Below are 18,816 nucleotides of genomic sequence, written 5' to 3'. Positions count from 1 at the left end.
TACATCTTTTGGATACACTCCCATGCCCACCATTTTTTTAGAATCTCGTGACAACCCCAAAATTAAACACTTACGTGGCTTGATTGAACAAAATAGTTATCGTAAAAAACAAGCGCAAACGGTACTTGAAGGTACACATCTATGCCTATCTTGGCTTGAGAAAAAACGTAAAATCAACTCAATTTTTACCACTGAACGTGCACTTGAACATGAAGACTTTGAAAAAATTGCAGAATATTATCAAGGTGTAATTTTTGTCCTGAGTGAAACTTTGTATAAAGATTTAAGTACACTCGGCACAACCTTAGCCTGTTTAGCGATTGTTGATTTACCAACATCCACTCAGGCTTTGAATTTTACTGAAGACACCCTCATCTTAGAAAATGTCCAAGATCCAGGCAATGTGGGTACATTGCTACGTTCTGCAGCAGCAGCAGGCATTGAACAAATTGTCTGTACCAAAGGCTCTGCATCTTTATGGTCACCACGTGTCCTACGTGCAGGGATGGGTGCGCATTTTTCTCTACAGACTTATGAAAATATTGTTTTAGAAGATATTCTTAAGCAATTTAAAATCCCAGTATATGTCACCAGTTCACATGAATCTGAAAGTTTATATAGTCAAAACTTACGTCCCCAATGCGTTTGGATCTTAGGCAATGAAGGTCAAGGGGTTTCTGAATTTGCACTTCGACATGCACAAGCGGTGAGCATTCCACAACCAGGGGGACAAGAATCGCTTAATGTTGCTGTAGCAGGTTCGATTTGCTTCTTTGAAATGGTACGTCAACGCCTTTAATTCGTTAAATTATTTTATCGTTTGCGCTGTACCTTAAAAAATCCTTTAAACTGATAAAAATAATTGTATTGTTTGTCAACCCACCCTCATTTTTAAACGTTATAGATATAGGTTTATAAAATTATGGTGGGTGCCCAATGACGGGATTTTCCATCTCTATGGATTTAGCACCAAAGAAGTCACAGTCTGAAACAACTGCTGCTCTAAAGAGTACGGCTGAACAACGTCTAAAGTTTTTTATGCAAGACGTAACAGGTCGTGCGTTGGTGATGATGGAAAGTGCAACGCAGGGTCATAATGGCATTGCAATGGATTTGGTTCAAGAAGCCTTTATTTCCTTACATAAATCCTATGCTGAAAAGTCCACTGAGGAATGGTATCCCCTATTTTATACGATCTTAAACAATAAATTGCAGGATTGGCGCCGTAAAGAAGCACGCCGTGCTTCACCTTTTTCATTGTTTCGTAAAGTTGATATCGACAGCGATGATGAAGAGGTGATGGACATCGTGGATGAATCTACGCCGAATCCTTTACAGTTTTTAGATCAAGACTTGACCATTGAAGAAATTCAAGAAGCGATTAGTCGCTTACCTGTGCGTCAGCAACAAGCCTTTATGTTGCGAGCATGGGAAGGCTTTGATACTCAAACCACAGCATCAATTATGAACTGTACAGAAGGTAGCGTTAAAACCCATTACCATAGGGCGATTCAAGGACTGAGAACTACGTTATCGCATTTAAATCCTTATGGAGGATCATCGGATGAATAATGATGATTTCACGAAACAAGTTACGTCAAAACTGGACGGTCTTGCTCGCAATCACCGTAACAAAGCGGTGGTCATGAATAATGTGCTTGAACATATTCATGACAAGCCTGCTTCTCGTTATGGCAATTGGAAGATAACTGGTTTTGCCTTAGCAGCAGCATTAACAGGTATTGTAATTTTACCGAATGTGTTTGATGCAGAGCCAGCAAACCCAACAACGCAACATGTTGCTGTGAGTCCAAAACTTTCACCACAAATGATGGAAGATCTAGAGATGTTGTCTGTATTTGGTGAGGATAGTCATTCCCATGGCAGCTAAAAAACTCGTTTTGGCTTTTTGTGCGATTGGTTTTCTACAAACAAGTTTTGCAGGCTTTGAGCGTTTTTGGATTTTTTCTAAAGATGCCAATACCCAAGTCAGTGATACGTGGGACACGCTATCTGAAGATGAACAACGTGCTTTAATTAAACGTTATCAAAATCTGAAAGAAATTCCAGAGTCACAAAGCGTGGCATTACAGCAACGCATGGATTGGTTTACACAGCTACCTGAAGAAGAAAAGCAAAAAATGCGTGAAGTTTGGCAGCAAATGAGTACCTCTGAACGTAATGAAATGCGCACAAAAATGCAAAAAGCAACGACTACTGTACAAAGAAATGAATTACGAGCGGAATATATTCAAAAATACCTCTCTTCTGTTAATTCACATTAATTGACTGCCTCGAAAGAGGCTTTTTTATTTGTTGATTTGCTTTTCAAATAGAACTGTTTAATATTTTAAAATATTTATGACTTTAAATGCTGTAATCATGAAAATAAAATCAATTATTTATTTTGGACTTTTAAATTTTCCAATCAGTATAAGCTTCGCTTTAACACTTGCAGATGCACCTATTCAACACGTAACGTTATATCCAAGTACAGCCAAAATTGAACGTAATATTCCCGTAAAAGCTGGAGAGAACATTGTTAGTCTACAGGGACTTGCTGCTAATTTTGATATTTCACAACTGCAATACCAAACTGAAAATAATATAGAGGTAAATGCGGTTTCCCACCAAGACAGTGCTTTGGACAAACCCTCTGGTGCTGAATCACGTGCCTTAAAAATACAAATCGAACAAATTGAAAAGCAAATTTCTGAACAAAATTCCATTATTCAAGCAGCCGAATTACAAAATAAGTTTTTAGGCAATATCACCAAAGGCTCTGCCAATAAAGTTCGCCAACAAGCTTATGATGCTTTTATCGCAATCGATCAAGCTAAAACTGCAAAAGTTAAATTAGAGCAACGCTTACACGAACTTCGCCAAGATCTAAATGCTATTGGCGATCATCAATTTAAACAACGTAGCTTAAAATTTTATGTTCAAGCACCGCAAAATGGTGTAATTAAAATGAGTTATTTAGTTCCTTATGCGCGTTGGCAGCCGATGTATAAAGCTGAGTTAGATACTGGCACTCAACAAGTCAAACTGACACGTATGGCGATGATTGCACAAAAAACAGGTGAAGATTGGAACAATGTAAAACTGACACTTTCAACTGCCACGCCACAAGGTTATGTACAACAACTCACACCTCAGAGTTGGTGGGTGGATTATTATGAGCCTCAGCCAATTCATATAACACCTCTCAATGCCAGATATACATTCAAAGATGCAGTAATGCCTGCACCTATACCAGAGGTTGTACCACTTGATGATGCTCAAGAACCCCTATTCCCACAATTTCAAGCCAATCAATTAAATTTAAGTACTGAGTTCCGCTCCAATACTCAAGCCACCATTTACAGTAGTCAACAACAGATTTATTTACCATTAAGCAGTGAAAATATCCCTGCTCAACTTTCAGTTTGGGTAATTCCGAAACAAAGTGAAAAGGCTTCTATCATTGCGAATGTTACGAAATTAGACTCAAACTTGCCGAATGGTTTGGTGAAGTTATACCGTGATGGTGATTTTGTTGGTGAACGTCAATGGTCAAATACAAGTAATGACGGTATGCAAATCAGCTTCGGTACAGATGAACAGATTCAAATCCATGTCATTGATTTATCAAACCAAAAAAGACCACTTGCGGATGCAAAATCTCAAACCATTCAAAAGCAGCAATATAGCATTGAGAACCTGCACCCTTACCCTGTTCAACTGACTGTTTTTGAAGCTGAACCGCAAAGTCGCAATGGAAAATTAGTAACGCATTCTACTTATCAGCCGCAACCGAATAGTACAACTTGGCAAGGTCAACCGAATATTAATCAGTGGAATATTGAGTTAAGTCCAAAACAGAAATTTACGATAGACCTACAGCATCAATTTACTTATCCGAGTAAAGGGAACGTGTCGGGGTTTTAATGGTTAATCCTATATCAGAGAGTACTGAACAAGAATCAAGTTTTTCGTTTGCAATTGTTTTTATTATTTGTTTTATATTTACCGGGTTTTTCTTTCAAAAACTTACTTTAAATGAGTTAAGAGAAGCAATGCAGCATTATGAATATCACCAAGTTAAAGATTGGAAAACAGTCAGCCAATCCGATCATCTTTTAGAATTAATCTATAATAACTCAGGATTTAATACTCATAAAGAAACCCCAACACTTTCAATTTATAATCCTGAATTAAAAAATCATGTAATTAAAAAACAATATTCATATCTAAATGCAACGCTCATCTATGACCTCAAATCCATCTACCACTTAGAGAGTAAGAAAAAATATAAATTAGATCATGCAATATTTATGACAAGTCATAAAAAAAGTGTCGTTAATCCCACCTCCTCCATTATCCTGTTTATTCAAGGTGAATTACTACTCGAAGATGGCAATGTTTTAAAAATTAAAGCAACGGAATATTTAACCTCATCAAAAATTAAAGCTAAGATTATATTGCAACGTAAATTGTTCTTCTTCTTTATGCCAACCAGTATTTTATTTGCGATTCTTTCTGTCTTTTTCTGGTTTTTTCGAAATTTTCAGGAGAATGATGTCAATATCATTGGTTTCGCAATCACTGGTATTGCACTCTTTTATATCGGATCTATCACCATTTCCAAAGTTCTCTTACCTTGGATCCATTTAACTTAGTCATTGTTGAATTTTAAAAATTACTTTCCAGATACTTTTAAAATGAAAACTGAATTAACTTCGTTCTTTATATTCTTTAATCATACGTTCACTCACATCTTCAGGATAACATAAAGGCGCATAACCACCCACACGATTGTACGCACTACGTTTACCACATCGGCTACCATTACTGGCGGTATTGTAAGGACATGGACAATTTCCAGGATAACTTTCAATCGACTGTTGAATAATTTTTTGTTTAATTGCAGCTACATTTTCACTATTTTTCTTAGCTTCAGCTGTAAAAGTAAAACATAACCCCATTAAAAATAATAACTTTTTCATTGTACATCTCCCTATCATTATTGTATCGGGATCGTAATTTATGTGAAATATAGAGTATTATTAAGTGTTTTATAATTAAGCAGTTTTTGTCTTTTCTTTTAAGGCATCATAAAAAAACCCGCTTTCGCGGGTTTTATTTCAATTAATCCAATCTTTTAAAGACGGACTAACTCCACAATCTTTTCAGCTAACTCTTCAACAGTTTCCTGAGCAAAACTCACATCAGCACCTTGCGCAACATCACTAATGACTACTACACCAGTCTGACGAAGCAATGCAACTTGCTCAGCAGATAACCCTGCTTTCGCAATTGCCACAACACCTTGTTGAATAAGCAAACTTTCAAGTGATTGCGCATTCTCAAGTGCTTTAATTGATACCGCAACTACAGCAGGCTTTTGACCTAAACGTGCAGCACGTGCTTCAGCAGTCACAGGCTCATCATGTGCAGTCCATTCCACCGCAGCCTCAACCATACCTGCACCAACAGTGACGTTGCTTAAACGGTCGATGAAGATAAACGAACCTGTATAACGACTCTCTTGATAACGGTCAAACAACACAGGTGCATCAAACTCAATCTCAACATCGGCAATGGCATTCAACTCCAATTGCTCAACTTGGGTTTTTTCCAAGGTATTGACATTGGTACGGTAGTTAATTTTTTCAACTTTTGCAGGCACAGTTTGTGTACCGATTTTTACATTATAGAGCTTACCAACGATCAGTGGCTGATCAGCCATCCATACTACAGTGGCACGAACAGAACGAGATAAGGACGGTTGCTCACCTGCTTTGACTAAGACATTCCCACGAGAAACGTCGATTTCATCATTCAATGTCAATGTCACCGCTTGACCTGCAATCGCATGATCAAGATTGCCATCAAACGTTACGATCTCCTTTACAGTCGATTTTTTGCCTGACGGTAAAGCGACAATTTCATCGCCAACTTTAACTTCACCTAGCGCAATCGTACCGCAGAAACCACGGAAATCGAGATTTGGACGGTTGACATATTGCACAGGGAAACGGAACTCATGCGCACTGGTATCACGTGAGATTTCAACCGTTTCCAAGGTATTCATCAGGGTTTTCCCTGCGTACCAAGGTGTATTTGGTGAAGGATTGACCACATTATCACCATTCAACGCAGAAATTGGTGTAAAGATAATGTTGGCAGGTTTACGATCACCCAATTGGTTCACAAAAGCATTATATTCCGCTTGAATTTCATTGAAGCGTGTTTCTGAAAATTCAACCAAGTCCATTTTATTGATCGCAACCACAATATTACGAATCCCTAAAAGGCTGGCAATAAAGGTATGACGACGTGTTTGCGTTTGTACGCCATAACGTGCATCAATCAGGATAATCGCAAGATCAGCGGTAGACGCACCTGTTGCCATGTTACGTGTGTACTGCTCATGTCCTGGAGTATCGGCAATGATGAACTTACGTTTTTCAGTTGAGAAATAACGATACGCCACATCAATGGTAATACCCTGTTCACGTTCCGCTTGCAAACCATCAACAAGTAACGCCAAGTCAGGTGCATCGCCTGTTGTGCCCACTTTTTTCGAGTCACGGGTCACCGCTTGTAATTGATCTTCATAAATCAATTTTGAATCGTAAAGTAAACGACCAATCAAAGTCGATTTACCATCGTCCACGTTACCGCAGGTTAAAAAGCGTAATAAGTCTTTATTTTCATGCTGTTTTAAATAGGCCAAGATATCTTGGCTAATCAATTCTGATTGATGAGACATTGCTCAGTGCTCCACTAATTTGTTGAAATCGATTTAGACAAGAATCCGATTAGAAATAACCTTCTTGCTTTTTCTTTTCCATCGAGCCAGCTTCATCATGGTCAATCATACGACCTTGACGTTCTGAACTCGTAGCTAAAAGCATTTCTTGGATAATTTCAGGCAATGTTGTCGCGGTTGACTCCACCGCACCTGTCAATGGGTAGCAACCTAAAGTACGGAAACGTACCGATTTCATTTGTGGAACTTCGCCCTCTTTTAAACGCATACGCTCATCATCTACCATGATCAGCGTACCACTACGTTCAACCACTGGACGTTCAGCAGCTAAATAAAGAGGAACTAAAGGAATATTTTCTTGGTAAATATATTGCCAAATGTCCAACTCTGTCCAATTTGACAATGGGAATACCCGAATACTTTCACCCTTGTTCACTTTACCATTGTAAAGATTCCAAAGTTCTGGACGTTGGTTTTTTGGATCCCAACGGTGTTTGTTATCTCGGAAAGAATACACACGTTCTTTGGCTCGTGATTTTTCTTCATCACGGCGCGCACCACCGAATGCTGCATCGAACTGATATTTATCCAAAGCCTGCTTTAAGCCTTGGGTTTTCATAATATCGGTATATTTTGAGCTACCATAGTCAAAAGGATTGACGTTAGCGTCTTTACCTTCTTGATTTTGATGTACGATCAAATCAAAACCATGCTCTTTTGCCATGTTGTCACGGAATTTGATCATGTCTTTAAACTTCCAACCTGTGTCGACATGCAACAGTGGGAATGGGAGTTTTGCAGGATAGAATGCTTTTAAAGCAAGATGCAGCATCACTGCTGAGTCTTTCCCGATTGAGTAAAGCATCACTGGGTTTTCAAATTCAGCAGCAACTTCACGGATAATATGAATACTCTCAGCTTCAAGCTGTTTTAGATGAGTAAGTCTTTCCTCAGATATAGACATTGACAGCACCAGCTCACAAAAAGGTGTACTTATTACACATATTAAAATTTATATGCATTATAGTGATTTGCACTGCAATTCTTTTGCTTGTTTTTTTATATTGATATATAAAAACATCATAAACAGAAAATTAGAGATTCGGATGACCATACAAATTCTTGCATTAGAAAAAATTGAATTTGAACAATGGCAACCTCTTTGGCAAAGCTATTTAAATTTTTACCAATGTTCACTGAGCGAAGAACAAACACGTTTATCTTGGCAACGTATCATTGATCGCAACCAAACCGATATGTTTGGTTTTGCCATTCAAGTAGATCATCAAATTGTTGGTTTTGTACATCTTATTTCACATATGAGTATGTGGACTGAAAAGCCATATTGTTATTTACAAGATTTATTTGTTGATCAAAATTTTAGAAACCAAGGTCTAGCACGAAAACTAATTGAACATAGCTATCAAGTTTGTAAAGGTGATTTTGATCGTGTTTACTGGTTAACTCAACAGTCTAATACTATAGCTCAGCTTTTATATGATCGCATCGCAACAAAAACAGGATTTATTCAATACAAGCAAAGTCTAAGTTAAGCAGAGTTTTTACTTTATGGCTCGAATTTTAGATTTGATCAAGCTTCCAAAGTACTTCACCTTGCAGCTTGAGAAAACTAAACTGATGTATTTTTTACATTTAAACTTAGACCTAAAAACTTATCAGTAAGCGAAAACAACTCTGACTGTTATTGCTATATTTTGTTTAGCATAGGCTTTATTTCAGTTTAAATTTCTTATGCAAAATATACAACTCGTTCGAGAAAAGCTGGAAAATGCGAAACTCGCAGGTAATATTTATCAGCAAGACAATCTCTTAGTCTTACAAGCCCCGTATCAAGATGACGGTTCTGCGCTCAATGTTTTTGCACAACACCAACACGCTGGTGAGCAAGTGGGCTTGCAGTTTGCCCTGCAAATCGTTGAACAACATATTGAATATATGGTTGGCGTAACATTGAGCAATCAAGATAAAAGCTATGAAATTTCTGCTGGAAATTTAAAAGGGGAAAAAAGTGCATTTAATCTGATGTATGCCTTTTATAATTATCCCAAAAAGTTTTATTTACTTAAAATTCCTTTTACTGCGCAAATCTCAGAGTTTAAGTATATTTTTGAACAGCAACTTTTTAATCAACCAGAATTAAAATTTTTAGATACTGCTTTAAAAGTTAATCCTCACGGTCAAAATTTTGCTTGGATGAAAGATTTTATTTTACAACAAGCGTTAGAAATGAAAGTCCGTATCCAATTAGCTCTCCAATAAATCAGGCAAAAAAAAGCTTATCCATGTTGGATAAGCTATTAAAACAATTAAAAATATAACTTTGGCATTATATTTTTAATGGTAGGAATTACTTCTCTATGGTCATTAAAGAAGTAGTTTTATTTTATTGCTCAAGAAAGTTTTTAAATATCCCTGAATTCAGATATTTTAAAAATTTTTCGTTTAATTAATGACCAAATATTGCTTTATCTAATGGAATCTCAACACCCACAGATGCACCAGCATCATTCCCTTCACGATCTGAATCACTGATCCAACCATTGATTTTCAAAGGAATCGTCGGCTTTATGTAATGAGTCCAAGTTAAATCTAAAACCTTAACTTTATCATTTTCAGGAAAAGCCACATTTGTTAAACGATTAGACTGATTCACTTTAGCAAATAAAATTCGACCACTTAAACGGTTCATGAGGTCAAAACGAATATCACTGCCCACAGAAACCATTTCACCATCTCCGCCCATCGCATGACCGAGTGGGAAACCGTGTTGATAATATCCATCTTTATAGATATAGTGATTATAAGAAATACCTTTTACATCCCCATTGGTTTCAGTATTGGTCCATTCCGCATACAGTTGGAATGGCATATCTTTATACGATGATGAATAATCTGCACCCGCTAAATACATTTTTTTAGAGGGCAATAAACCTGATTCATCTTCACCCACATATTGACCATAAAAACTTACAGGGACATTTACTAATGGTTGTAAATTTAAACGGGCATCAAAACCTGCTATCTGATTTGATTTATCTTCATCACCATTATCGAAGTTATCATTCCCCTTAATTGCATTCCACAGTGTATCCCAACTTTCTGAACGTCCCTCTCCCCCCCATTGTAAAATACGAGAAGCTCCTAATTCTAAATAAGGCAAAGGCTGGGCTGTTAAACGAAAACCTAGTAGTTTTGCATCTGGTACAGCTTTATAATCATCAAGTTGTCCTGCAAATGCCTGATATTGCCAAGGACCAATCCAAGATAACCATTTAGACTCAAATGCTTTTTGTTCTGCGCGCTGTGCAGTAAATCCATAGACAGGACGACTTGCATCACCACGAATCAAACTACCATCATGCCCAGGTCCCCAGTATGTTGGCATTTGACCCGCAATTAACCATTGATTAAATAATTTTCCTGCAAGATAAGAACCCTCAACATTGACATCCTGACCGTTGTCAATTTGCGGATCTTTTTCACCATTCACACGAATTTTTGCATCCCAGTTTTCCCCCCCTGCATTAAATTCAAGTGAACCCGCGTATTGTGCTTTTTGACTATCACCAAATGCTTGTGGCACATTTTTTTGATCAGTTTCAGCAAATAAACCAAGTTTTGCAATTTGATTATCTGCTTTTAAAGCATTTTGAATAGAATCAATGACTTTTTGCTGCGTGTTATTGCTCACCTTGGCTGTTGAAAGCGCACGTTGAATCTCATCACCACTCATTGGCCAAGTTGATGTACTAATTTGAATGACACCTTGTTGGTTTAACCAGTTTAAATCTGTACGAATATCTTCATTATTTAGCACCAAACCTTGTGCAAAAATAGGCAAAGATAAGCTTGCCAATACAGCAGCATATAATGATTTCTTAAAAAACATGCGCATTTATTCTCTAAACATTGCTGTGCTCCACCATAATTTTTTTAACGAAAATTTTCAATGGTGAAACTGTTTTATTACAATATTTTAACAGTATGATAAATGAGTTGATTTAAAGCCAATGCTTAATCCTCCACTCACATTTTTTAAAATATATTGTTATATAAATAACTTTCTTAGCTGAGAATTAAAAATGAAAAATTTATTTTTCAACAATTTTTTAGTGTAATGCCACATAAAAAACAGAGCTTTGCAGCAACTGCCTCAAGCCAATCAATTGAAGAGCTTTTGAAAATCACTAAAACCGAACAATGGATTAAACAAACGCAAGCTTAAGTGCTGCCTGTCATGCAAGAAAATATCAATCAGTCACTTGAATCACAAGCACGGACACTCACTGACAAAGAAAAAATTAAAATTGAAAAGTATTTAACAGAAAGCAATACACTGATTTTAAATAAATTAAACTGGAAAGCATTAAAAAAGGCTTTATTCAAATTTATGCAAAATCATTTAATCAAGAAGAGATCGACCGATTAATTGCATGTTATAAAACTCCTATTGGGCAATCCTCCATTGAAAAAAATACCCATGGTGATAAATAAAAGTATGACGCTCATACAAAGTAAAATACAAAGTTTGATGCCGAAGATTATGAATAACTTAGAGAAAAACTTTAAAACTAAATATCTTATCAATATTTTGTAATTTGATTGTTTGTAATTTAAAAACAGCAGCAAATGTAAAAAGACCAATATAAATTGGTCTTTTTAGAATTTAAATATTATGAGACATGACAATTAGTCAATCGCACCGTTACGGCTAAATGATGGCAGTTTGAAACCTGGCTCTTTGTGCATCCACACATAAATCGCATGCCCTGTTAAGTTTTCTTCAGGTACAAAGCCCCAAAAACGACTGTCCGCACTTTGATCACGGTTATCACCCATTGCAAAATAATGACCTTTGGGTACTGTGACTTCCCAACTTTGTCCATTTGATTTTACAAAACGGTCATTATCACGTGCAACAAATGGCAAATCTTCTTTTTTCTGTGCATACTGGAAAGCACCAACCAACGTATTTTGACCTTCTAAAATGCGCACAAGATGTTTATGTTCACCCATAGTTTCTGTGTAATACAGCGATTTTGGTGTATCTAAAACATCTTTTTCACGACTAAATTCAGTTGTTTTTTGTTCAACTTTTTTACCATTAATAATTAATTGCCCTTGTTCATAGACAATATGATCACCTGGTAAACCGATAATCCGTTTGATATAACTGATTTTTGGATTTTCAGGATAGCGAAAAACCGCAACATCACCACGCTGTGGCTCACCAATATCAATAATTTTAGTATTGGTAATCGGTAAACGTACGCCATATTGGTATTTATTCACCAAAATATAATCACCTGTTTCTAAGGTTGGTACCATAGAATCAGATGGAATATTAAAAGGTTCAAATAAGAATGAACGTAAAACTAATACCACCGCAAGCACTGGCCAAAAATCATATGCCCATGAAATGATAAAATGTTCATTCCCCTTACCCTTTGTTTCGCGTTGTTTAAACACGAATTTATCGAGTAACCACAACACAAAGAACACCAGTGTTGCGGGTACGAGAATTAAATTAAAATCAAAATCCATGAGCGATACGACCTCTTACTTCTTATCTATCGACTTTTAATACAGCCAAGAACGCTTCTTGTGGGATTTCAACACTACCCACTTGTTTCATGCGTTTCTTACCTTCTTTTTGTTTCGATAACAGTTTCTTCTTACGTGAAACGTCACCACCATAACATTTTGCCAATACGTTTTTACGCATCGCTTTTACAGTAGATCGCGCAATAATTTGTGCACCGATTGCTGCTTGAATCGCAACATCAAACATTTGACGTGGAATCAAATCTTTCATTTTTTCAACCAAAGCAATACCACGATGGCGAGCATCTTGACGGTGACAAATCATGGCTAAAGCATCTACCTTTTCACCATTAATTAGCACATCAACCTTAACCAAAGATGAAGACTCAAAACGTACAAAATTGTAATCAAGTGAGGCAAAGCCGCGCGAGCATGATTTTAATTTGTCAAAGAAATCCATCACCACTTCAGCCATCGGGATTTCAAAGGTAATCGACACTTGGTTTGCCATAAACTTCATGTCTTTTTGCACTCCACGGCGCTCAACACACAAAGTCATGACATTACCCAAATAATCTTGCGGTACCAAAATATGACACTCTGCAATCGGTTCACGTAAATCTTCAACGGTTGAACCATCTGGCATTTTTGATGGGCTGTCGATATAAATCGTTTCACCACTTTTCATCACCGCCTCATAGATTACAGTCGGTGCTGAAGAAATCAGGTCTAAATCGTACTCACGCTCTAAACGCTCTTGCACGATCTCCATGTGTAGCATTCCCAAGAAACCACAACGGAAACCAAAACCTAAAGCATCAGAGCTTTCAGGTTCAAAGAATAATGCTGAATCATTAATTTGTAGCTTATGTAATGCTTCACGGAATGGTTCAAAATCACTGGCATCGATTGGGAATAAACCTGCATATACCTGAGGTTTAACCTTTTTAAAGCCCGGTAATGAAGCAACTTCAGGTGTTGTTGCTAAAGTAATGGTATCACCCACTGGCGCACCAAAAATATCTTTAATCCCCGCGATCACGAAGCCGACTTCACCAGCTTCCAAAATACCTGTTTCAGTATGTTTTGGATTAAAAATACCGACAGAGGTAATAATGTGCGACTGACCTGTTGATTTCATCAACATTTTGTCGCCTTTTTTGACACGTCCTTGTTTTACTCGCACCAAAGACACAACCCCTAAGTAATTATCAAACCATGAGTCGACAATCAATGCTTGTAAGGGTGCATCACGATCACCTTCGGGTGCAGGAATAACATTGACCAATGTTTCTAATACACCTTCAATCCCTAAACCTGTTTTTGCTGAACAAGTAGGGGCTTCAGTTGCTTCAATCCCGATAATATCTTCAATTTCTTGAATGACACGTTCAGGTTCTGCTTGGGGTAAATCGATTTTATTTAAGATTGGAAGAACTTCCAAACCTTGTTCAATCGCTGTATAGCAGTTAGCAACAGACTGGGCTTCTACACCTTGTGCAGCATCCACGACCAATAATGCACCTTCACACGCAGCCAAAGAACGTGATACTTCATAAGAAAAGTCTACGTGTCCTGGGGTATCAATGAAGTTCAGCTGGTATTCTTGACCATTAGGATGAGTGTAATATAAGGTCACAGAAGTCGCCTTGATGGTAATCCCACGTTCACGCTCTAATTCCATGGAGTCCAGAACTTGCGCTTGCATTTCACGGTCTTGTAAACCACCACATGTCTGAATGAAACGGTCTGCAAGTGTCGACTTTCCGTGGTCGATATGCGCGATGATACTGAAATTACGAATATTTTTAATATCGACAGATTTTTTAGCTTGCGCCATGGGCTACCTTGAAGAAAAACACGCTATGTACTGAAAAATATACATAACAAAAGCTGAATAGAAATTGCGAGGGATTATAGCAGATGGTTTTTTTAAAGTATCCATAATAATCATCAGGCACTTGAATTATTTAAAAACGAAGCAACTCAACAAAAGCTTTTTAAAATACTTTTAGCTCACTTAAAATCATAAGGATTAATATTTTCATCTAAAGGCTGATAGGCTTGAATAAATGTGGGAGATAAACGTTTTGGACGTCCTGTGGCAATCTCTACACATGCCCATTTGGTACTACCTGTGAATAACAATACTTGATCTGCTGCACGAAAAAAAGCATATTGGCGGAATGAAAATAACGCATTGATGTCATTGAGCCATGTTCTTAAAATAATTTCATCCCCCTCAAACGCAGCTTTGCGATATTGGACATGATGCTCTACTGCAACCATTGCATGTTTTAATTCTAAATAATCTTTCACGCCCAAGCCTAAAGCGTCTATATGTGCTTTTGCAACCTCCTGCATCCACGCCACATACACCACATTATTGACATGCCCTAAAATATCAATATGTTCAGGTTGTACTGTTAACTTTAAATCAAAAAATGTGGTTGCCACAACACTATCCTATTGTTCAGATTTGTTTCATATTAGATAGATTGCAATAGCAAATACAATATTACAATCAATCCTCCTATCATTAATAATCACTAACTCTCTATAGGACTTTTTCAACGTCAATTATTTATACACATACTATCTATTTGATCGTAGTGAGTGCTTTAGTATGTTATGCCTCAGTTAAATCTTTCAACACAAAAACCAGCAAATAAAAACGCTATGTTTTCAATGTATTTTTATTTAGCAAAGAACATCTTCATTTTAATATACTTTCATCTAAGCTTAACTAGTTAAGCATTTGATTCATATAGTCTTAATAAAATATAGCATAAATTATAAACTATACCGTTTACATTTTTTTCGTATTTTCAATACTTAGAGTATTTACTCTTATTTTTTATATGTTATTTTGTAAAAAGTAGTAAATTCCAAACATTATTTGTAAACCACAAATATTCTAAGTTTTGTTTACAAATGCTTCAAATCATTCATTTTATGGTCTAGGGAAAAACTAAAATGAAATTAAAAACGTTAACAACTGCAATTTTATTTGCAACACTACCAGCAACAAGCGTTTTTGCAGCAGCGTTAGATCGATCTGGTCAATCGATGGCAGCTTTTTTACAACCAAACAACTATTTTGAAGCAGGCATTTCTATTTTAGATCCAACGGTTGAAGGAGTAGAAAGTGGAGAAACACCAACTCGACGTAACATCGAAGATATGGCTGACGATTATTACTTTCCTTCAGCAGCACTAAAACTGCAACTGACTGACAATATTTCATTTGGTCTTTTATATGATCAACCATTTGGTGCTAAGGCAGCATATCATGGTGAAAATGCTTTTGTGTCTCATCCTGGTGCAGATACTGTTTTACCTCAACAAAAACTTGACGCATTAGCTGATGCTGGTAAAGCTAAAATTCAAGCATATATGCAATCTGATGCTGCTAAACAAGCAATTGGTGCATTGATGCAAAAGGGTCTAAGTCAAGCAGATGCAACTAATGCTGTTTTAAAAGAGGCTAGTAAACCCCTAGTAGCTTTAGCAACAGGTTTAGCTGATGCAAATGCGAGCTTAGGCAAAGGTAATACCAATGTTGAAGTAGATACTCAAAACTTATCTTTAGTTTTCGGTTTTCAACCGACCAAAAATATTAACTTATATGCTGGTGGAGTTTATCAAACTATTAAAGGTAACGTAAACCTACGTGGTACTGCTTATAGCCTATACAATGGTTATGATGCCAACATTAAAGAAACTGGTGGTACAGGTTGGTTGGCTGGTGCAGCTTATCAAATTCCAGAAATCGCTTTAAAAGCATCAATCACTTATCGCTCTGAAATTGATCATGACGTTAATGCTGTTGAACGTCTTTCCGTGGAAAGTGCATTAGATCGTCATCCAGCAGTATTGGCTGGGTTGGGGGTTACAGCTGAACAAATCACAGCGATGAAAACGCCAGGAAAAACAACGATTACTACACCACAATCTGTGAATCTAGATTTCCAAACAGGAATCATGGAAAATACAGTTGCTTTTGCGAATCTTCGCTGGGTGAATTGGAAAGACTTCGCTATTCGACCTTATAAGTTCGGTAAGGTTTCTGAAGCAATTGGTAATCTTGTTAATCGTCCAAATGGTTTTAATCTTGTTGAATACTCGGATGATCAATATTCTGTAACTGCTGGTGTAGGTCGTAAACTTAACGATAAATGGGCAGGTAATGTTTCAGTAGGTTGGGACTCTGGTGCGGGTAATCCTGTCTCTACACTTGGTCCAACTGAAGGTTATTGGAATGCTGGTTTAGGTGTTCAATATAGCCCTACACCTGCAACATTTATTGCTGGTGGTGTGAAGTATTTCTGGTTGGGTGATGCTGATGCTCAAACTGGTGCACAAGCAGGTGAAAGCCATCGCAAAGTTGCTAGCTTCTCTGATAGCAATGCAATCGCATATGGTCTAAAAATTGGTTATAAATTCTAAAATGTAAACACATAAAAAATCCCACCTCGCTGTGGGATTTTTTATTGCTACTGTCTATCTGAATTTATAAAGACTTAAATTCAAAAATCGTAAAATAATACTTCACCCGTTTCCAGTGAATATTCAGCCCCTACAACCTTAAGTTTACCTTTGGCAATCAAATTTTCTAAAACCGCAGAACCATGACGAAGCTGATTAACAGAGCCAAATACGTTAGCACGAACTGCATGCTTAGATAATTTTTCTAAATCATCTTTTAGTTCAGTCTGCATCAAAATTTCCACAGATGGTCGTACACGATTCACAATCGACATTAAGTTTGCAGAGGGTGGTGTTTGTGGGTTTTGTAATGCCTTGATGGTAGAGCTAATCGCACCACAATGTGTATGCCCTAGTACAATCACCACAGGACAACCAAAACTTTCAGCCGCAAACTCTACGCTACCCACTTGTGAAGGTGCGACAATATTCCCTGCCACACGGATCACAAATAAATCACCCAAACCTTGGTCAAATACCATTTCAGCAGGTACACGCGAGTCTGAACATCCTAAAATAATCGCAAAAGGTTCTTGGCTTTCTGCCATTTCTGCACGTTGTTGATGGGACAACATCTTGGTGTGATTAGTTTCACCATTAACAAAACGTTGATTGCCCTTTTTCAAACGTTCTAAAGCTTCTTCTGCAGTTAGCATGGGGAGTTTCCATTCATGTTTTAAATTTTAAATTATTTTAATCTTCTGTTTTTTGAAAGTCACTGACTAAATATAAACTCTGTTACAATTTAAGTTAAATGTTAATTTTTCATTCAAACATACTTTTACTATTTAATTAATCTACACAATAAACAAATAATTTGAATTACTTAACGTTTTCCTCATATTTTCAGATTATTTTATAAACAATGTCTATTAGAAATAATAGCTCGTGTAAAATATGACAAGATTTTCCGCAAATAAGGTCATCAAAAATTTGTGTTTGCTTTATATAATGATGAATTGTTCAGAAGGAATCAGATACATGCCTCAAATGCCCTCAAAAACTTTTCTCAAATTTTGTAGAGCAGCAGTTATTTTCAGTAGTATCGGTCTATCTGGCTTAAGCTTGAGCAGCACACATGCAGCAGTAGACACCCTTGATTACCAAAAGATATTACAAGAAGAGAGAGCCTGGGCAGGTCTATCTAGTAAAACGTTACGTGTAGGGGATGTGGCTTGGTCATATAGCGAAGGCGGTGATCGTAGCAAACCAACTATTTTACTGATTCATGGTTTAGGCAGTAGCCGAGATACATGGAATGATGTAGCTCAGCAACTTACACCATATTATCATGTGATTATTCCTGATCTACCTTTTGCAGGTACAACACAAGTTTCTGAAAATTTTGATATTTCCGTTCCCAATGTAACCGAACAACTGCGCCGATTTATTGAGGCAGCACGTATTCAAAATAACTTAAATGTGGTTGGACATTCTTTAGGTGGCTCAATTGCGATGTTCTACGCGTCACAATATCCTTTTGATACGCAAAGTTTATTTCTATTGAGCTCGGGTGGTGTGTTTAAAAGTAACAATACCAATTACTTAAAAAATCCTGTCTATCTCAAACAGTTGTTAGTGGCACAGTCTGGGGATTTGAATTTTGTCATGAAAAAAGTCATGTATAATCCTCCTTTCACACCGAGCATTATTAACAATGAACGTGAAAAGTTATTAATATTAAAAGCCCAAGACAATAAAAAAGTCATTGATCAACTTGATGCCTTAAATAAACTCTACACCACCACTTCATTTGCAACGATGGTCAGAAATATTGAAGCACCCACCCTGATCTTATGGGGAAAACAAGATCAGATCGTCAATGTAGAAGTTGCACAAGAATTAAAAACGATTATTAAACGTAGCGAAACACCTATACTCTTAGATCGAGTTGGACATATGCCCTTATTAGAAGCCTCCACAAAGGTTGTAGATGCCTATCTCAGTTTTTTAAATAAAGTTCAATTGCAAAAAAATCCTTTGGCTGATCAAAAGATTTTATAATG

General features: G+C 36.9%; 20 protein-coding genes. 12 read left to right on the top strand and 8 right to left on the bottom strand.

Annotated elements, in window-relative coordinates; all coding sequences use genetic code 11:
* The first annotated feature begins 22 nt into the window (after window positions 1-22).
* From DJ533_RS06890 to DJ533_RS06865, 6 genes are all read left to right on the top strand, one after another.
* Window positions 23-799: a TrmH family RNA methyltransferase gene (locus DJ533_RS06890; protein WP_065993591.1), complete on the top strand. Its 777-nt coding sequence runs from the start codon at window positions 23-25 to the stop codon at window positions 797-799.
* Between the two features lie 158 nt (window positions 800-957).
* A complete protein-coding gene (locus DJ533_RS06885) occupies window positions 958-1,572 on the top strand; it encodes an RNA polymerase sigma factor (protein ID WP_065993592.1) in 615 nt (204 codons plus the stop codon).
* Window positions 1,565-1,891: a hypothetical protein gene (locus DJ533_RS06880; protein WP_065993593.1), complete on the top strand. Its 327-nt coding sequence runs from the start codon at window positions 1,565-1,567 to the stop codon at window positions 1,889-1,891. The genes DJ533_RS06885 and DJ533_RS06880 overlap by 8 nt, the downstream gene beginning before the upstream one ends.
* A complete protein-coding gene (locus DJ533_RS06875) occupies window positions 1,881-2,285 on the top strand; it encodes a DUF3106 domain-containing protein (RefSeq protein ID WP_065993594.1) in 405 nt (134 codons plus the stop codon). Before DJ533_RS06880 ends, DJ533_RS06875 begins: the two co-directional genes overlap by 11 nt.
* A gap of 97 nt (window positions 2,286-2,382) precedes the next feature.
* Complete coding sequence (locus tag DJ533_RS06870) at window positions 2,383-3,930, top strand: DUF4139 domain-containing protein (RefSeq protein ID WP_065993710.1); 1,548 nt, start codon at window positions 2,383-2,385, stop codon at window positions 3,928-3,930.
* A complete protein-coding gene (locus DJ533_RS06865; protein WP_065993595.1) occupies window positions 3,930-4,661 on the top strand; it encodes a hypothetical protein in 732 nt (243 codons plus the stop codon). Before DJ533_RS06870 ends, DJ533_RS06865 begins: the two co-directional genes overlap by 1 nt.
* Before the next feature lie 54 nt (window positions 4,662-4,715).
* Here DJ533_RS06865 and DJ533_RS06860 read toward each other — a convergent pair whose 3' ends face one another.
* The 3 genes from DJ533_RS06860 to cysD all read right to left on the bottom strand — a co-directional run bounded on the left by DJ533_RS06860 (window position 4,716) and on the right by cysD (window position 7,715).
* Window positions 4,716-4,988: a hypothetical protein gene (locus DJ533_RS06860; protein WP_065993596.1), complete on the bottom strand. Its 273-nt coding sequence runs from the start codon at window positions 4,986-4,988 to the stop codon at window positions 4,716-4,718.
* A gap of 155 nt (window positions 4,989-5,143) precedes the next feature.
* Window positions 5,144-6,757: a sulfate adenylyltransferase subunit CysN gene (gene cysN, locus DJ533_RS06855; RefSeq protein ID WP_065993597.1), complete on the bottom strand. Its 1,614-nt coding sequence runs from the start codon at window positions 6,755-6,757 to the stop codon at window positions 5,144-5,146.
* 49 nt (window positions 6,758-6,806) lie between these two features.
* Window positions 6,807-7,715, bottom strand: coding sequence for a sulfate adenylyltransferase subunit CysD (cysD, locus tag DJ533_RS06850; RefSeq protein WP_171488602.1), 909 nt, complete (start codon window positions 7,713-7,715; stop codon window positions 6,807-6,809).
* Window positions 7,716-7,863: 148 nt separating this feature from the next.
* Between cysD and DJ533_RS06845 the strand changes: the two genes are divergently transcribed.
* Both DJ533_RS06845 and DJ533_RS06840 read left to right on the top strand, forming a co-directional pair.
* Window positions 7,864-8,310, top strand: coding sequence for a GNAT family N-acetyltransferase (locus DJ533_RS06845; RefSeq protein WP_065993599.1), 447 nt, complete (start codon window positions 7,864-7,866; stop codon window positions 8,308-8,310).
* Window positions 8,311-8,509: 199 nt separating this feature from the next.
* The gene (locus DJ533_RS06840) at window positions 8,510-9,037 is read left to right on the top strand and encodes a hypothetical protein (RefSeq protein WP_065993600.1); all 528 of its coding nucleotides are present in this window, start codon (window positions 8,510-8,512) and stop codon (window positions 9,035-9,037) included.
* A 187-nt stretch (window positions 9,038-9,224) separates the two neighbouring features.
* Here DJ533_RS06840 and DJ533_RS06835 read toward each other — a convergent pair whose 3' ends face one another.
* A complete protein-coding gene (locus DJ533_RS06835) occupies window positions 9,225-10,667 on the bottom strand; it encodes a capsule assembly Wzi family protein (protein WP_065993711.1) in 1,443 nt (480 codons plus the stop codon).
* Window positions 10,668-11,015: 348 nt separating this feature from the next.
* Here DJ533_RS06835 and DJ533_RS18880 point away from each other — a divergent pair, with 348 nt between their 5' ends.
* Both DJ533_RS18880 and DJ533_RS19145 read left to right on the top strand, forming a co-directional pair.
* A complete protein-coding gene (locus tag DJ533_RS18880) occupies window positions 11,016-11,207 on the top strand; it encodes a hypothetical protein (RefSeq protein WP_065993601.1) in 192 nt (63 codons plus the stop codon).
* Window positions 11,159-11,272: a DUF2059 domain-containing protein gene (locus tag DJ533_RS19145; protein WP_407647742.1), complete on the top strand. Its 114-nt coding sequence runs from the start codon at window positions 11,159-11,161 to the stop codon at window positions 11,270-11,272. Before DJ533_RS18880 ends, DJ533_RS19145 begins: the two co-directional genes overlap by 49 nt.
* A 195-nt stretch (window positions 11,273-11,467) precedes the next feature.
* Here the strand turns inward: DJ533_RS19145 and lepB are convergent, their stop codons facing one another.
* The 3 genes from lepB to DJ533_RS06815 form a co-directional block, all read right to left on the bottom strand.
* The gene (gene lepB, locus DJ533_RS06825) at window positions 11,468-12,322 is read right to left on the bottom strand and encodes a signal peptidase I (RefSeq protein WP_065993602.1); all 855 of its coding nucleotides are present in this window, start codon (window positions 12,320-12,322) and stop codon (window positions 11,468-11,470) included.
* 22 nt (window positions 12,323-12,344) lie between these two features.
* Window positions 12,345-14,162 carry a translation elongation factor 4 gene (lepA, locus tag DJ533_RS06820; protein WP_065993603.1) on the bottom strand — a complete coding sequence of 606 codons (1,818 nt, stop codon included), beginning with the start codon at window positions 14,160-14,162 and terminating at the stop codon, window positions 12,345-12,347.
* 176 nt (window positions 14,163-14,338) lie between these two features.
* Window positions 14,339-14,779: an acyl-CoA thioesterase gene (locus DJ533_RS06815; protein WP_065993604.1), complete on the bottom strand. Its 441-nt coding sequence runs from the start codon at window positions 14,777-14,779 to the stop codon at window positions 14,339-14,341.
* A 519-nt stretch (window positions 14,780-15,298) separates the two neighbouring features.
* Here DJ533_RS06815 and DJ533_RS06810 point away from each other — a divergent pair.
* Entirely contained in the window at window positions 15,299-16,771 is a 1,473-nt protein-coding gene (locus DJ533_RS06810; RefSeq protein ID WP_065993605.1) for an outer membrane protein transport protein, read from the top strand.
* Window positions 16,772-16,851: 80 nt separating this feature from the next.
* On the opposite strand, the gene DJ533_RS06805 is transcribed toward DJ533_RS06810, so the two are convergent.
* Window positions 16,852-17,466: a carbonic anhydrase gene (locus tag DJ533_RS06805; protein WP_065993606.1), complete on the bottom strand. Its 615-nt coding sequence runs from the start codon at window positions 17,464-17,466 to the stop codon at window positions 16,852-16,854.
* A gap of 325 nt (window positions 17,467-17,791) precedes the next feature.
* Here DJ533_RS06805 and DJ533_RS06800 point away from each other — a divergent pair, with 325 nt between their 5' ends.
* Complete coding sequence (locus DJ533_RS06800; protein WP_065993607.1) at window positions 17,792-18,814, top strand: alpha/beta fold hydrolase; 1,023 nt, start codon at window positions 17,792-17,794, stop codon at window positions 18,812-18,814.
* The last annotated feature ends 2 nt before the right edge of the window (window positions 18,815-18,816 follow it).

This window comes from Acinetobacter defluvii (assembly GCF_001704615.3).
Classification (GTDB): domain Bacteria; phylum Pseudomonadota; class Gammaproteobacteria; order Pseudomonadales; family Moraxellaceae; genus Acinetobacter; species Acinetobacter defluvii.
The sequence above is the reverse complement of the archived record's forward strand: the minus strand, read 5'-3'. Positions and strand labels throughout refer to the sequence as shown.

What these genes read in the sequence shown, in the direction of transcription:
- DJ533_RS06890 (WP_065993591.1), top strand. Translation starts at nt 23, where the DNA reads ATGCCCACCATTTTTTTAGAATCTCGTGACAACCCCAAAATTAAACAC.
- DJ533_RS06885 (WP_065993592.1), top strand. Translation starts at nt 958, where the DNA reads ATGGATTTAGCACCAAAGAAGTCACAGTCTGAAACAACTGCTGCTCTA.
- DJ533_RS06880 (WP_065993593.1), top strand. Translation starts at nt 1,565, where the DNA reads ATGAATAATGATGATTTCACGAAACAAGTTACGTCAAAACTGGACGGT.
- DJ533_RS06875 (WP_065993594.1), top strand. Translation starts at nt 1,881, where the DNA reads ATGGCAGCTAAAAAACTCGTTTTGGCTTTTTGTGCGATTGGTTTTCTA.
- DJ533_RS06870 (WP_065993710.1), top strand. Translation starts at nt 2,383, where the DNA reads ATGAAAATAAAATCAATTATTTATTTTGGACTTTTAAATTTTCCAATC.
- DJ533_RS06865 (WP_065993595.1), top strand. Translation starts at nt 3,930, where the DNA reads ATGGTTAATCCTATATCAGAGAGTACTGAACAAGAATCAAGTTTTTCG.
- DJ533_RS06860 (WP_065993596.1), bottom strand. Translation starts at nt 4,988, where the DNA reads ATGAAAAAGTTATTATTTTTAATGGGGTTATGTTTTACTTTTACAGCT.
- cysN (WP_065993597.1), bottom strand. Translation starts at nt 6,757, where the DNA reads ATGTCTCATCAATCAGAATTGATTAGCCAAGATATCTTGGCCTATTTA.
- DJ533_RS06845 (WP_065993599.1), top strand. Translation starts at nt 7,864, where the DNA reads ATGACCATACAAATTCTTGCATTAGAAAAAATTGAATTTGAACAATGG.
- DJ533_RS06840 (WP_065993600.1), top strand. Translation starts at nt 8,510, where the DNA reads ATGCAAAATATACAACTCGTTCGAGAAAAGCTGGAAAATGCGAAACTC.
- DJ533_RS06835 (WP_065993711.1), bottom strand. Translation starts at nt 10,667, where the DNA reads ATGTTTTTTAAGAAATCATTATATGCTGCTGTATTGGCAAGCTTATCT.
- DJ533_RS18880 (WP_065993601.1), top strand. Translation starts at nt 11,016, where the DNA reads ATGCAAGAAAATATCAATCAGTCACTTGAATCACAAGCACGGACACTC.
- lepB (WP_065993602.1), bottom strand. Translation starts at nt 12,322, where the DNA reads ATGGATTTTGATTTTAATTTAATTCTCGTACCCGCAACACTGGTGTTC.
- lepA (WP_065993603.1), bottom strand. Translation starts at nt 14,162, where the DNA reads ATGGCGCAAGCTAAAAAATCTGTCGATATTAAAAATATTCGTAATTTC.
- DJ533_RS06810 (WP_065993605.1), top strand. Translation starts at nt 15,299, where the DNA reads ATGAAATTAAAAACGTTAACAACTGCAATTTTATTTGCAACACTACCA.
- DJ533_RS06805 (WP_065993606.1), bottom strand. Translation starts at nt 17,466, where the DNA reads ATGCTAACTGCAGAAGAAGCTTTAGAACGTTTGAAAAAGGGCAATCAA.
- DJ533_RS06800 (WP_065993607.1), top strand. Translation starts at nt 17,792, where the DNA reads ATGCCTCAAATGCCCTCAAAAACTTTTCTCAAATTTTGTAGAGCAGCA.